We start from the raw sequence: 523 nt of genomic DNA, 5'->3' as shown, positions 1-523 counted from the left end.
AGCATGTAAATAACAGCCGCTACAGACATAATCAGGATACTTCCTCCCCAAACCAACATTGACCCGATTCCACCTTCAACTGACACATATTTGGATTGATCCATAGCATAAACTTTGTCAGCCAAAAGCTGAGTTGTACTCCACATGGTATCTAGCGTTGCCCATACAGGTTTACCAAGGAACCCATCCTTCATAGATTTAATAGCATCCATTGCTGCCGTCAGATAGCCATCAGCATTGCTTACGAATGTTAAAATAATGGCAAATTTTGATAGATCCCAGACGAGATCTTGTAATGGGGTCTGGCGTTTCCCTGCCAATATTTGATAGCCAACCCAGAGGATATAAACGCTAATACCTGCACTTAGAAGAGATAACATATCCTGACCTAATTGACTTTGAAGTGGTTTGGTCATCTCTTCGATTTTACTAACAACTTCGCTATTAAACTTTTCAAAGAAACCAGACATGTTATCACCTGTTCAATCCATGTTGCTTATCATATTCAGCTGACTCAGCCTTA

1 protein-coding gene is annotated in these 523 nt (G+C 40.3%); it reads right to left on the bottom strand.

Annotated features, from left to right (window positions below; all coding sequences use genetic code 11):
* A partial coding sequence (locus FS935_RS23205; RefSeq protein ID WP_146950946.1) for a type IV secretion system protein occupies positions 1-470 on the bottom strand: 470 nt, incomplete at its 3' end.
* Between the last annotated feature and the right edge of the window lie 53 nt (positions 471-523).

Source organism: Metabacillus litoralis (assembly GCF_007994985.1).
Lineage (GTDB): Bacteria > Bacillota > Bacilli > Bacillales > Bacillaceae > Metabacillus > Metabacillus litoralis.
Note: the sequence above shows the minus strand (reverse complement) of the source record. Positions and strands in the feature narration are given on the sequence as shown.